Source organism: Loktanella sp. 3ANDIMAR09 (genome assembly GCF_001420005.1).
GTDB lineage: Bacteria > Pseudomonadota > Alphaproteobacteria > Rhodobacterales > Rhodobacteraceae > Loktanella.
Genome location: NZ_LJAK01000002.1, coordinates 242,729 through 254,993, shown reverse-complemented (window position 1 = coordinate 254,993; position 12,265 = coordinate 242,729). Strand labels below are relative to the sequence as shown.

Here is a 12,265-nt window from a genome sequence, read left to right as displayed (position 1 = left end):
TCCTCGCCTTGATCAACAATTGGAACTGACCTGATGGACCCCCTTTCGAGTGCGCCCGCGCTCTTTGACGCCGCTTTCTGGATTACCGCAGGGGGCATCGTGTTGTTGCTGTTCATGTCGGGGTTCTTTTCGGGGTCGGAAACAGCTTTGACCGCTGCATCGCGCGGGAAACTGCGCGCCGCCGCCGACCGCGGCAACAAGGGCGCATCGCGTGCGCTGGACCTGACCGAGGACAACGAACGCCTGATCGGGTCGGTCCTGCTGGGCAACAACGTGGTCAACATCCTGGCGACCTCGCTTGCAACGGCATTGTTGACGCAGCTCTTTGGCCCCAACGGCGTGGCCTTGGCCACCCTCGTGATGACCACGCTGGTGTTGATTTTCGCAGAGGTGCTGCCGAAAACCTACGCCATCACCAACCCCGAAACCACGGCCAGCATCGTGTCGCGGCCGATCAAGGTGGTGGTGATCCTGTTTTCGCCCATCGTGGGCGCCGTGCGGTTTTTCGTGCGCGGTGTGCTGCGCGTCTTTGGCGTGCAGACCGATCCCGACAGCAACATCCTCGCCGTGCGCGAGGAAATCGCCGGTGCGCTGCAACTGGGTCATTCCGAAGGCGTCGTCCAGAAAGAGGACCGCGACCGTATCCTGGGCGCGCTGGATCTGGCGGAACGCACCGTCGAGGAGGTGATGTTGCACCGCTCCGGCATCGAAATGGTCGACGCCGACCAGCCCGCGGCGGACATTCTGCGCCAATGCCTTGAAAGCACGCACACCCGCCTGCCGCTGTTCCGTGACGATCCCGAAAACATTGTCGGTGTCATCCATGCCAAGGACCTGTTGCGCGCCATGCATGACGTGCAGGACGACGGCACAAAACTGTCGGATGGCGTCACCCGCGTCGACATCATGGACGTGGCCATGCCGCCCTATTTCGTGCCGGAAACCACCACGCTGAACGACCAGATGCGCCAGTTCCTGAAACGCAAATCGCATTTCGCGCTGGTGGTGGATGAATACGGCGCATTGCAGGGTTTGCTGACACTCGAGGATATCCTCGAGGAAATCGTGGGCGAAATTGCTGACGAACACGACGACGAAGAAGACTATGTCTTTGAGACGACGCCCGACGGTGGCTATATTGTTGATGGCTCCATGACGATCCGCGACGTGAACCGTGCGCACGACTGGAACCTGCCTGACGAAACCGCGAATACCGTCGCTGGTCTGGTGATCCACGAGGCCCAGATCATCCCGTTGGTCGGTCAGGTTTTCAGCTTTTACGGGTTCCGGTTCGAAGTCATGGAAAAGGACGAAAACCGAATTTCCGTCCTCAGCATCCGTCCGCTTTGACCGGGTGGCGCGGACGGATTGTCCGCGCCCTCGATCACTCCATCAGATGCGGCGCGCAACAATATAGTGGCGCGGCGGGCGCGTGGGCTGCACATCCGCGTCGATGATGTCAAATCCGGCAGCTCTGATCCTGGTTTCCAGACGCTCCGCAGTGAAAAAATCGACATTGGACGGCGCCTTGCCCAGTCGCTTCATCGGCCACATGACCAACTTGAGCGCTGACCATATCCCGCCAAGACAAGGTGTTTTTGAAATGAACAGGCCACCCGCCGGCAGCATGTGATGTATCTGACGCAGGCCAGCGTCCAGATCGGGCAGCAAATGCAGCAGACTGAAACACAAAACGACGTCGGCGTTTTCGTGCGAAAGCTCCGAGAGGTCGGCCACGCGGTAGTCGATATTGTCGGGGCCGTTTTCACTGTCCTGCAGTTTGCGCGCATGGCCGATCATGGCGCTGGACAGGTCGGTCGCCGTCAGATGAGCGACATGCGGTGCCAGCCTGCGGGCGGTCATGCCCGACCCACAGCCAATCTCAATCGCGCGCATGTCCTTTGACAGATGGGGGATCGTGCGGCGCAGCCCTTCTTCGTAGGCCTCCATGTCCGCAATCGGATCACTGATGTATTTGTCCGCCGCGCGATCCCAGAATGTTTTGTCGTCGGCCATCAGCGACCCTTGAACAACCCGCCCAGGATGCCGCGCACGATACGACGACCGGTGGTGCCCTTCAGTTCCTTGACCACGACGGATGCGATTGCCCCCCCGAAACCGCCGTCGTCCTTGGCCCGGCGCGGGGTTGACCGCCCGGTCTGCTTGCCTTCGTAGCGACGCGCCATCTTGAATTCGCGTTCTTGTGCTTCGGCCTTTTCCTCGGCGGCTTCGGCTTCTGCTGCGGCCTTGGCCGCGTCGCCTGCGCGTTTGCTCAGCATTTCGAATGCGCTGTCGCGGTCCACGGCGGTGCTGTATTTCGCGTGCATCGGGTTCTGCCCCATCATCACGGCGCGTGTGCTGGGATCAATGGGGCCCAGTTGCGACGACGGCGGGCGGATCAGCGTCCGCTCGACGATCATCGGGGCACCCTTGTTGTCCAGCATCGACGTGACCGCCTCGCCGGTGCCGACCTGCTGGATCGCCTCTGCCGTGTCGAATGCAGGGTTCTGACGATAGGTTTCGGCGGCCTTTTGCAGGGCCTTGCGGTCGCGTTCGGTAAATGACCGCAGGGCGTGCTGCACGCGGTTACCCAACTGCCCCAGCACATCGTCCGGCACATCGTCGGGGTTCTGCGTGATGAAATAGACGCCAACCCCCTTGGACCGGATCAGGCGCGCGACCTGTTCGACCTTGTCCACCAATGCCTTGGGTGCGTCGTCAAACAGCAGATGCGCCTCGTCAAAGAAGAAAACCAGTTTGGGTTTGTCCGGGTTGCCGACCTCTGGCAGTTCCTCGAACAGTTCCGACAACAGCCACAACAGGAACGTGGCATAAAGCGCGGGTGACGCCATCAACCGGTCAGCTGCCAGAATGTTGATCATGCCGCGGCCGTCATCGGCACAGCGGATAATGTCCGACAATTCCAACGCGGGTTCACCGAACAACTGGTTGCCCCCCTGATTTTCCAGGACCAGCAATTGCCGCTGGATCGCGCCCACCGAGGACGCGGCCACATTGCCATAGCGCAGCGACAGATCCTTGGCATTCTGCCCGACCCAGACCAGCAGCGCCTGCAGATCCTTGAGGTCCAGCAGTGGCAGCCCCTCTTCGTCGGCCACGCGGAATGCGACGTTCATCACGCCTTCCTGCACGTCGGTCAGGCCCAGCAGACGGCTGAGCAACAGCGGCCCCATTTCCGCGACGGTTGCCCGGATCGGATGGCCCTGCTCCCCCAGCAGGTCCCAGAACGTGACGGGAAAGGCGCTGTATTGCAGGTCCAGACCGATGGTTTCGGACCGTTTCATAAAGGGTTCGTGCAGCTTGAAATCGGCTGATCCGCTGACCGCAAGCCCCGACAGATCGCCCTTGACGTCGGACAAGAACACAGGGACGCCAGCGGCGGAAAATCCTTCGGCCAGAATTTGCAGCGTGACGGTCTTGCCGGTGCCAGTGGCACCCGCGATCAGGCCGTGGCGATTGGCCTTGTTCAGCAACAACTCCTGCGGCGCGGCATAGTTTTCACCACCCCCCCCGATGAAAATACGATCCGTCATATCAGCCCCCAAAGCGTTCTTTCGCAGCGAAACTCTATGCGCCCGCTGCGCCTGATAAAAGCCTCAAACCGGGCGTGGTTCGATTTGTCGGCAAGGCAACGGGACCCAATGACGCGCTCCTTCATTTTCGCGTTGACGCAACAGAAAGCTTGCCCTAGCGTTCGGTCAATTCGTCGGCAACGTCCGGCAGGGAGAACGGAAAAGGGTCCTTTGCGGGGCCCTTTTTTGTTGTCGGCGGTGTCGTGCGTGGTCGTAAATTTGTCACTGACAGTCCTGCGGTTGCATGCTACTTCAGGGCCAAATTCTATACCAAGAGGTATCCGATGTTCGAAACGACCAAGACAACGCTGCTGGCACTGCTGGTTGCCGCCGCGCCGCTGGCTGCCGCCGCACAGACCACAGAAGAAACCCCCGCGACGGACACCCCAGCCGAGGCACCCGCAGCAGAAGCCCCCGCAGCAGAAGAGCTGCGCATCGGACAGCCCTACATCCGCCAAGAGTTCAACGATTGGTCGCTTCGCTGCCTCAAGGCCGAAGAAGGCACCGACCCATGCCAGCTGTATCAGCTGTTGATGGATGACGACGGCAATGCCGTGGCCGAGGTCAGCACCTTTCCCTTGCCCGCCGGTGGCGAAGCTGCGGCTGGCGCGACTTTCGTCGTGCCGCTTGAAACGCTTTTGACCCAGAACCTGCGCGTCACCATCGACAGCAACGAACCCAAGGTCTACCCGTTCACGTTCTGCAACCAGGCGGGATGCGTGGCGCGTGTCGGGTTCACCGCAGAAGAGGTCAACCAGCTCAAGCGGGGCAATAACGCCGTTGTGCGCATGGTGCCTGCCGCGGCCCCCGACCAAGAGGTTGTTCTGGACATGTCGCTGTCGGGTTTCACCGCCGGTTTTGACAGCGTCGATCAGCAGTAATCATAGACGATAATCTGCGACCGGGCCGCCCGCCATCGCGCAGGGCGGCCTTTTTCATGCCTCAGGCACGGGTCAGCGCCACCACCGCATTCAATCCACCGAATGCAAAGGCATTGGACAGCACTGCCGATACCTCGGCCCTGCGTGCGGTATTGGCGACGATATCCAGGTCGCAATCGGGGTCAGCCGCACGGTGGTTGACCGTGGGCGCGATCACCCCTTCGGTCAGGGCCATCAGGCAGGCCAGCAATTCGACGGCGCCTGCGGCACCGATCAAATGGCCATGCATGGATTTGGTCGATGATATCAGCAGGTCCCGGGCGTGTTCGCCGAACACCTCGTGGACCGCTGCACATTCGGTCCGGTCATTCGCCGCAGTCCCGGTGCCATGGGCATTGATATAGCCCACCTGCGCAGGGGTCAGCCCGGCATCGGCCATCGCACCGCGCATCGCGCGTGCGGCACCGTCCTGGCTGGGGCTCACGATATCGCCCGCGTCAGAGGTAGCGGCAAATCCCGCAACCTCGGCCATGATCGTCGCACCGCGGGCCAGTGCGTGATCCCGGTCCTCGAACACAAACACTGCGGCCCCTTCGCCCTGCACCATCCCGGTCCGGTCCGCCGAGAACGGGCGGCAGGTGTCGCGCGCCATGACGCGCAGCCCTTCCCAGGCCTTGATCCCGCCAAAACACAGCATGGCCTCGGCCCCGCCAGTCAGCATGACGTCGGCCTGCCCCCCGCGGATCGTCGCCAATGCCTGCCCCATCGCATGATTGGAGGACGCGCAGGCCGTGGACACGGTCGTTACCGGTCCGCGCAGGCCGTGCGTCATCGACAGATGGCTGGCGGCGGCATTGGCCATCAGGCGCGGCACGATGAACGGATGCACACGGTCGCGGCGGTCCTCATACACAGCGCGGTAATTGTCATCGAGCGTGTTCAGACCGCCCCCCGACGTGCCCAGCACCACGCCCGCCCGATCAGGATCGACACCGACCAGCCCTGCTTGCGTCACGGCCTGCGCGCCCGCGATCAGCGCAAATTGGGTGAACCTGTCGTACAGCGTTAACTGCTGCCTGGTGAAATGATCGGCCTCATCGTAGTCGCGCACCTGCGCACCGATCCTGACCTGCAGGCGGTCCACGTCGCGAATATCCAATGGACCGATGGCACAGGTTCCTGCCCGCATCGCGTCAAAGGTTGCGGCAACAGATGCGCCCAGCGGGTTGATCGTGCCGGCCCCGGTAATGACGACCCGCCGCATTCCCGTCAGCCCTGCCGCTGGATCAGATCCTGGACCGCCGCCACGATGGACCGCACCGAGGACACGTCAAACCCGCTGTCCTGCGGCGCGTTCGCATTGAACGGCACCGTAATGTCGAACGCCTCTTCGATGGCGAAAATCGTCTCGACCACGCCCATGCTGTCCAGACCGAGGCTGTCCAACGTGTCGTCCATTGTCACATCGGCACTGTCCAACAACGCCTGATCCGCCAGGATCTGGATAATCTTGTCTGCAACAGTCTGATCGTATTGCATCTGTTGTTCTGACATGGCTCAGCCGGCCTCACCCGGATTGGTCAGGCGGGCACGCAGGTCCGCCACGATTTTTTGCAGTTGCGGCAAACCGCGCAGCGCCTTTTGCTGGGCGCGGTGGTCCGGCATGTCCAGCGCCGGACTGCCCATGACAAAGGCACCGTCGGGGAAATCGGAATAAACGTTTGCCCCGCCTCCCATCACCACATCATTTCCAAGGGTAACGTGATCCTTAGTCCCGACCTTGCCCGCAAACACGCAGCGGTCGCCAAAGGTGCCGGACCCAGCAAGACCCACGTGACCGCAGACGATGCAATCCTCGCCCACCACGCAATTATGACCGATATGGACCTGGTTATCGATCTTGGTTCCGCGACCGATCCGGGTAGGTCTGATCGTGCCTGCGTCAATCGTCGAATTCGAACCGACCTCGACATCGTCCCCCAGCACGACCCCACCCAGCGAATGAATCCGATGGCGCGTGCCGTCCTGCGGCGGGGTCAGCGGCGTCCGCCCCATGGTCTTGATCGCGCGTTCCTCGTTGGCGAGGTCGGTGGTCACATAGGAAAATCCGTCGGACCCGATCACGGCATTGGGTTGGGTAATGACCCGCGCACCCAGATGGCAGTCGCGACCAATGCGCGTGCCCGCCCCCAGCCAACACCCGGCCCCGAGGGTGGCGCGGTCGCCGATACTGACATGGCTATCGATGCGGCACCCGTCGCCCAATGCGACACCCGGCCCGATCACCACGAATGGTCCGATATGCACATCCGCGCCGATCCGCGCCGCAGGATCGATCACGGCCGTGGGATGAATGCCAGCCCCCGCAGGACGCGGGTCAAAGGCCTGCGTCAACTGCGCCATGGCAAGGCGTGCGCGTGGCACCGTAATCGCCGCCGCAAGGCCAAGATCGTCCAGATCCGCCCCGTCCCAGACAATCGCCGCGCGCGCCTGACTGCTGCGCAGCGCATCGGCATAGGCCTTGGACATGGCAAGAGCGAGATCATCAGGACCAGCGCTGCCCGGCTCGGCGGGGCGCTGCACCACCAGTGCCGTGTTGCCATGCGCCGTGGTCCCGAGGGCCTGCGCGATTTCGGCGATCGTCAGGGGCATGTCATTCTCCGCAGCGGGTGTCTGACGTTGATTTAGCCCTGCACCGCCCGGATCGCTACCCCCTCGCGGGCCAAAGCATCCCAGATCTTGGCGTCGCGGCCGTAGATATCGTTCCGGAACTGCAACTTGCCCGTCACATGGGTAAATGCGGTGCGATAGACGATATGCACCGGCACGGGTTCGTTCAGGTTCACACGGGTCTCTGCACCGGTCGCAAGCCGCGACTGAAAGAAACCTTGGGGGTCGCTCTCTTGTTTTGACAGCAGGGCATAGGCGAAATCAAACGGATCGTTCAGACGGATGCAGCCGTGGCTAAAGGCACGCACGGACCGGCTGAACAGGTTCTTGGCCGGGGTATCGTGCAGATAGATGTTGTACTGGTTGGGAAACATGAACTTGACCAGTCCAAGCGCGTTGTTCGGGCTGGGCCCCTGACGCATCGCATAAGGAAAGGTGCGTTCGGTATAGGCACTGGCATTGACCGCACCGCGTGGCACCACGCGCCCGTTGCGGTCGGTCACATCCAGATGGCTGACCGCATTGGCGTTCCGCTGGAGCTGCGGCAGATATTCCCCCACCACGATGGAACGCGGCACATACCAGCTGGGATTGATCACCATGAATTCCATCACATCGGAAAATTCAGGCGTGCGGCGATCCATGTCCTGCGCCCCGATGACCGACCGCGTCGAGAACGTGGTCCGGTCATTGTCCACGATAGCGGCGGTGAAATCGGTCAGGTTGACCCAGATGTGACGCGCACCACGCGGCCGGTTGATCCAGCGTTCACGTTCCATCGCAACGATCACGGACTGCATCCGCCGTTCCATGGAAACGTTGATCTGGGACATGGTGCCTTCACCCGCCACACCGTCAACCGCAAGGCCCATCGCCTGCTGGAAACGCTGCACGCCAGCCTGAATGGTGCTGTCATAGGTCTGGGTCGCCGTGCGTTCGAGGTGCCCCATCGCAATCAGACGATCCCGCAATGCCACGACCGCAGCGCCCGACGCACCGGGTGCGAGGCTGCCGGCCGGCACACTGGGGCCATAGCCGCCCTGCGCCAGCTGGCGTTCCATGCGCAGCTTTTCGGTCATCAGACGTGCGTATTCGGGGCTGCTGGGCGGCAATGACCGCAGAAACGCTGCCGGGTTCGACTGGACAAAGGCGTCAATCGTTCCCGCACGCGACCGCAGCGGAACCTCGCGTTTGATCAGCGGCACGATATTTGCGGGCGTCAGGATACCGGTCTGCACATCGCGGGCATATTGCAAGAAGATCTGGCTCAGCCGGACTTCCATCTGGCCTTGCTGTGCGGGTGTCTGGGCGGCGCGCAGCTCTGCCATCAACTGATCGGAATCATAGGTCGATGCTGGCAAACCATGGGCGGGCGCACCGGCCAGCGCCGCCAGCAATGCGTTGCGGCGCTGTTTCGCGGCGTTGTCCGACCCGGTCCAGATCCCCTCGAAATCGCGGGCACGATAAAACGCGGCAAGATCCGTGTCCCGCGCTGCGGATTCAGCGACCGCCTGACGGAATGCCGTCACCTGGGCCTGTGCCAATGTCGGCAGACTGAACAGCAACACAAGAAGAACACCCGCGACAGCAGCAGCGCGCGAAACAAGAGGCATGAACCCCACAGGCAAAGCGTTTGACAAGAGTTTTCCCCGGACTTGACGTGACGCCCCGGCAGCAGGGCTTTGTCCGACTTGTCCGGTCTCGGGGTCATCCTGTCCACCGATATTGGCGACAATACGCCGCCTTTCGCATCCCTGTTGCATCTGGGCCGCGACGCACGAACGATGGAATCACGGGGTCGTGCGCGAAAATTTGCCGAGATGTGGCAAAATTATGGAACAAATTCAGAGGGGGCTTGGTCCGTTCAGACAACTGTGCAACACAGTCTACGTATCTGATGATCGTTAGCGTGGATCAACCACGCATCGGCAGACTGGGACAGGTGATTATGGGAACGAACAGCTCTTCGGGCATGACCCGGCGTGGACTACTCGGCGCGTTTGCTGCAACGGCACTGACAGCGGCACCGACCTATTCCAACGCGGCAGGATTTCTGCGTGGTGGCGGTGATATCCGCAGGATCAAGATGTATTCGGGACGCACGGGCGAACGTCTGGATACCATCTACTGGATCGAAGGCCAGTACATCGGCGAGGCCATCAACGAAATCAACGTCTTCATGCGCGACTGGCGCAACGGCAAGACGATCAACATCGACACCCGCACGGTCGACATCATGGCAGCCGCCCATCGCCTGCTGGACGCGACCGAACCCTATATGCTGTTGTCAGGCTACCGGTCACCGGAAACCAACACGATGCTGCGCAGGCAGTCGTCCGGTGTTGCCCGCAATTCCCTCCACCTCAAGGGTCAGGCCGCGGATCTGCGCCTGTCCAGCCGGTCCGTGCGCCAGATCGCACAGGCCGCAGCGTCCTGTCGTGCAGGCGGTGTCGGTCGTTATTCCGGTTCGGATTTCGTCCACATGGATTGCGGTGACGTGCGCACCTGGGGCAGCTGATCCAGCACCCTCCTCCCTGAAACAAAGCGCCTTCGGGCGCTTTTTTCATGCCCACTTGCAGCAGCACCGGACCGCGTGTAAGCACTGATTTGCGCGGGTATGGTGAAAAGGTATCACGAAAGCTTCCCAAGCTTCAGTTACGGGTTCGATTCCCGTTACCCGCTCCACCCTCCATCGCGCAGGAGCATCCCCGATGACCATCACCCGTATTCAATCCGGCCCCCGGATGTCGCAAGCCGTTGTGCACAACGGTATCGTTTATCTGGCCGGTCAGGTCGGTGCGCCCGGTCAGGACGCCACGGCCCAGACACAGGCCGTGCTGGACAGCATCGACGCCCTGCTGGCCGAGGCAGGCACGGACAAGACCAAGATCCTGACAGCACAGGTCTGGGTTGCCGACATGGCCGATTTCGCGGCGATGAATGCAGTCTGGGACGCCTGGGTCGCCCCCGGCCACGCCCCTGCCCGCTGGACCGGCGAGGCAAAGCTGGCCACACCAGACTACAAGGTCGAAATCATCGTGACCGCGGTGCAATGACGGATCTGCCGTTTCTGACCCCGCTGAACGCCGATCAGCTGCGCGCCGCAGGTATTCCCGAACCCTGGCGGTTCGGAATGGCCGACCAGGTCCGTTTTGGGGAAATCGACGCGTTGCAGCACGTCAACAATGCGGTCTACCTCAAATGGTTCGAAAACCTGCGCATCTTGTACTTTCAGCAGTTCAGCCTGTGGCACCAGCGCGATAACCGCCCGAAATTCGTGCTGCGCGCGGTTGATCTGGACTACCGGTCCGAGGTCAAACTGACGGATCGCTACATCCTGACCGGTCGCACCATGAAAATGGGCACATCCAGTTTCACCATGGAATACGGTGTCTGGGTCGGTGACAGGCTGACCACGACCAGCCACGCCGTGCTGGTCATGCTGAACCCCGACAACACCAAGGCGGCCCTGCCCGAAAGCCTGCGCACAGAGCTGCGCGAGATCGACGGTGTGCCGGACTAAAGCCCTTGCGCCTGCAACGCGGCGACGAGGGCTGCGGTCGATCCGTCCTTGTCGTCGGCTGACGCCTGCCCTTCGACCACGGGTTGCAGCGATGTCGCCAGTTCCTTGCCCAGTTCCACGCCCCATTGATCGTAGGAATTGATGCCCAGAACGACACCTTCGACAAAGACACGGTGTTCATACAGGGCAACGATCTGGCCCAGCACCGCGGGGGTCAGTTTGGGATAGATCAGCGTCGTGGACGGGCGGTTGCCCGGAAACACCCGGTGACGGGCCTGACGATCCAATTCGGCACCGTCGAATTTGTCAGCGACCTTGCCGCGTGCGGTGTCCAGATCGCGCCCCATCATCAGCGCCTCTGACTGGGCCAGACAATTGGCCACCAACAGGCGGTGCTGGTGGTGCAGTGCGTCATCATGGCCACGCGCCGCAACCATGAATTCACACGGGATCACCCGCGTGCCCTGATGGATCAGCTGATAGAATGCGTGCTGGCCGTTGGTGCCCGGCTCGCCCCAGACGACAGGGCCGGAATGATAGGGCAGATCCACCCCGTCCATGCTGACGCCCTTGCCGTTGCTCTCCATTTCCAGCTGCTGCAGGTAGGCGGGCAATCGCGCGAGGTTGTTGTCATAGGGCAGCACGGCACGCGTGGCATAGCCGCAGATCTGATTGTGCCAGATCCCTGTCAGCGCCAGCAAGGCAGGCAGGTTCTGGTCCCAGGGTGCAGTGCGGAAATGGTCGTCCATCGCCTGCCCGCCGCGCAGAAAGGCGCGGAAATTGTCAGGGCCAATGGCGATCATCAGCGACAGACCGATCGGTCCCCACATCGAATAGCGGCCACCGACCCAATCCGCGAACCCGAACACCCGGTCCGGTGCAATGCCGAAATCCGCGGTCTTGTCAGCGGCCGTCGACAGGGCTGCGAATTGTGCGCCCGTATCGCTGACCGCAGCGGCCATCCAGTCCCGTGCCGTCTGCGCGTTGGTCATCGTCTCGATCGTGGTAAAGGTCTTGGACGCCACGATCACCAGCGTGGTCGCCGGATCGCAAACCGCCAGCGTCTGCGCGATATCGGCAGGATCGACGTTGGACACGAAATGGCAGCGCGGCCCGTCATGATAGGGCTGCAACGCGCGGGCGGCCATCGCAGGTCCCAGGTCGGACCCGCCGATCCCGATGTTGATCACATCGGTGATCACCCCGCCCTGCCCCGTATAGCTGCCGTCGCGGACCCGCGTGGCGAAATTGGCCATGCGGTCGAGCGTGGCCAGCACATCCGGCATCACGTCCTGTCCGTCCACCATGACCGGCGCGCCATCCAGATTGCGCAATGCCGTATGCAATACGGCGCGGCCTTCGGTTTCATTGATGGCCTGACCGCCGAACATCGCGTCGCGGCGGTCAGCGACACCGCGTGCATCCAGCAGAGCGAACAACAGCGCGCGGCCTTCGGCGTCAATGTTGGTCTTGCTGTAGTCGAACCGCATGTCGCCAAGTGTGGCGCTGAAATCGGCGGCACGTGCCGCGTCCAGCATGTCGGCAAACCGACGGTCCGCGATTTTGGCGTGGTGGGACTTGAGCGCATCAAACATGGA

At 62.1% G+C, this 12,265-nt stretch carries 12 protein-coding genes and 1 tRNA gene; 6 read left to right on the top strand and 7 right to left on the bottom strand.

All coding sequences use genetic code 11. From position 1 onward, the window contains the following. Positions 1–33 precede the first annotated feature (33 nt). Positions 34–1,350: an HlyC/CorC family transporter gene (locus AN189_RS04095; RefSeq protein WP_056031442.1), complete on the top strand. Its 1,317-nt coding sequence runs from the start codon at positions 34–36 to the stop codon at positions 1,348–1,350. Positions 1,351–1,392: 42 nt separating this feature from the next. Here AN189_RS04095 and AN189_RS04090 read toward each other — a convergent pair whose 3' ends face one another. Both AN189_RS04090 and AN189_RS04085 read right to left on the bottom strand, forming a co-directional pair. After that, the gene (locus AN189_RS04090; protein WP_056031439.1) at positions 1,393–2,016 is read right to left on the bottom strand and encodes a bifunctional 2-polyprenyl-6-hydroxyphenol methylase/3-demethylubiquinol 3-O-methyltransferase UbiG; all 624 of its coding nucleotides are present in this window, start codon (positions 2,014–2,016) and stop codon (positions 1,393–1,395) included. After that, positions 2,016–3,554 carry a helicase HerA-like domain-containing protein gene (locus AN189_RS04085; RefSeq protein WP_056031436.1) on the bottom strand — a complete coding sequence of 513 codons (1,539 nt, stop codon included), beginning with the start codon at positions 3,552–3,554 and terminating at the stop codon, positions 2,016–2,018. Before AN189_RS04085 ends, AN189_RS04090 begins: the two co-directional genes overlap by 1 nt. 323 nt (positions 3,555–3,877) lie before the next feature. Between AN189_RS04085 and AN189_RS04080 the strand changes: the two genes are divergently transcribed. Then, positions 3,878–4,474, top strand: a complete 597-nt coding sequence (locus tag AN189_RS04080) for an invasion associated locus B family protein (RefSeq protein WP_056031433.1) — start codon at positions 3,878–3,880, stop codon at positions 4,472–4,474. 61 nt (positions 4,475–4,535) lie between these two features. Here AN189_RS04080 and AN189_RS04075 read toward each other — a convergent pair whose 3' ends face one another. Genes AN189_RS04075 through AN189_RS04060 form a run of 4 tightly spaced genes read right to left on the bottom strand, consistent with a single transcriptional unit; the run spans position 4,536 to position 8,757 of the window. Further along, positions 4,536–5,738 (bottom strand): beta-ketoacyl synthase, encoded by a 1,203-nt coding sequence (locus tag AN189_RS04075; RefSeq protein WP_056031431.1) that lies wholly within the window; start codon positions 5,736–5,738, stop codon positions 4,536–4,538. Between the two features lie 5 nt (positions 5,739–5,743). Further along, positions 5,744–6,028, bottom strand: a complete 285-nt coding sequence (locus AN189_RS04070) for an acyl carrier protein (RefSeq protein WP_157057374.1) — start codon at positions 6,026–6,028, stop codon at positions 5,744–5,746. Positions 6,029–6,031: 3 nt separating this feature from the next. Further along, entirely contained in the window at positions 6,032–7,126 is a 1,095-nt protein-coding gene (locus AN189_RS04065) for a UDP-3-O-(3-hydroxymyristoyl)glucosamine N-acyltransferase (RefSeq protein WP_056031425.1), read from the bottom strand. Positions 7,127–7,158: 32 nt separating this feature from the next. After that, the gene (locus AN189_RS04060; protein WP_056031421.1) at positions 7,159–8,757 is read right to left on the bottom strand and encodes a murein L,D-transpeptidase; all 1,599 of its coding nucleotides are present in this window, start codon (positions 8,755–8,757) and stop codon (positions 7,159–7,161) included. A gap of 335 nt (positions 8,758–9,092) precedes the next feature. On the opposite strand from AN189_RS04060, the gene AN189_RS04055 reads away from it, so the two are divergent. From AN189_RS04055 to AN189_RS04040, 4 genes are all read left to right on the top strand, one after another. Then, positions 9,093–9,662, top strand: a complete 570-nt coding sequence (locus AN189_RS04055; RefSeq protein ID WP_056032123.1) for a DUF882 domain-containing protein — start codon at positions 9,093–9,095, stop codon at positions 9,660–9,662. Between the two features lie 93 nt (positions 9,663–9,755). Continuing rightward, positions 9,756–9,829: transfer RNA gene (locus tag AN189_RS04050), tRNA-Gly, on the top strand. A gap of 26 nt (positions 9,830–9,855) precedes the next feature. After that, entirely contained in the window at positions 9,856–10,200 is a 345-nt protein-coding gene (locus AN189_RS04045) for a RidA family protein (protein WP_056031419.1), read from the top strand. After that, a complete protein-coding gene (locus tag AN189_RS04040) occupies positions 10,197–10,667 on the top strand; it encodes a thioesterase family protein (protein WP_056031416.1) in 471 nt (156 codons plus the stop codon). Before AN189_RS04045 ends, AN189_RS04040 begins: the two co-directional genes overlap by 4 nt. On the opposite strand, the gene pgi is transcribed toward AN189_RS04040, so the two are convergent. After that, positions 10,664–12,262, bottom strand: a complete 1,599-nt coding sequence (pgi, locus tag AN189_RS04035) for a glucose-6-phosphate isomerase (protein WP_056031412.1) — start codon at positions 12,260–12,262, stop codon at positions 10,664–10,666. The two genes, AN189_RS04040 and pgi, sit on opposite strands and share 4 nt — an antisense overlap. Positions 12,263–12,265 lie beyond the last annotated feature (3 nt).

Excerpts from the sequence above, each read along its gene's own strand:
- AN189_RS04040 (WP_056031416.1), top strand. The coding sequence starts at position 10,197 with ATGACGGATCTGCCGTTTCTGACCCCGCTGAACGCCGATCAGCTGCGC.
- AN189_RS04060 (WP_056031421.1), bottom strand. The coding sequence starts at position 8,757 with ATGCCTCTTGTTTCGCGCGCTGCTGCTGTCGCGGGTGTTCTTCTTGTG.
- AN189_RS04065 (WP_056031425.1), bottom strand. The coding sequence starts at position 7,126 with ATGCCCCTGACGATCGCCGAAATCGCGCAGGCCCTCGGGACCACGGCG.
- AN189_RS04095 (WP_056031442.1), top strand. The coding sequence starts at position 34 with ATGGACCCCCTTTCGAGTGCGCCCGCGCTCTTTGACGCCGCTTTCTGG.
- pgi (WP_056031412.1), bottom strand. The coding sequence starts at position 12,262 with ATGTTTGATGCGCTCAAGTCCCACCACGCCAAAATCGCGGACCGTCGG.
- AN189_RS04085 (WP_056031436.1), bottom strand. The coding sequence starts at position 3,554 with ATGACGGATCGTATTTTCATCGGGGGGGGTGGTGAAAACTATGCCGCG.
- AN189_RS04090 (WP_056031439.1), bottom strand. The coding sequence starts at position 2,016 with ATGGCCGACGACAAAACATTCTGGGATCGCGCGGCGGACAAATACATC.
- AN189_RS04045 (WP_056031419.1), top strand. The coding sequence starts at position 9,856 with ATGACCATCACCCGTATTCAATCCGGCCCCCGGATGTCGCAAGCCGTT.
- AN189_RS04055 (WP_056032123.1), top strand. The coding sequence starts at position 9,093 with ATGGGAACGAACAGCTCTTCGGGCATGACCCGGCGTGGACTACTCGGC.
- AN189_RS04070 (WP_157057374.1), bottom strand. The coding sequence starts at position 6,028 with ATGTCAGAACAACAGATGCAATACGATCAGACTGTTGCAGACAAGATT.
- AN189_RS04075 (WP_056031431.1), bottom strand. The coding sequence starts at position 5,738 with ATGCGGCGGGTCGTCATTACCGGGGCCGGCACGATCAACCCGCTGGGC.
- AN189_RS04080 (WP_056031433.1), top strand. The coding sequence starts at position 3,878 with ATGTTCGAAACGACCAAGACAACGCTGCTGGCACTGCTGGTTGCCGCC.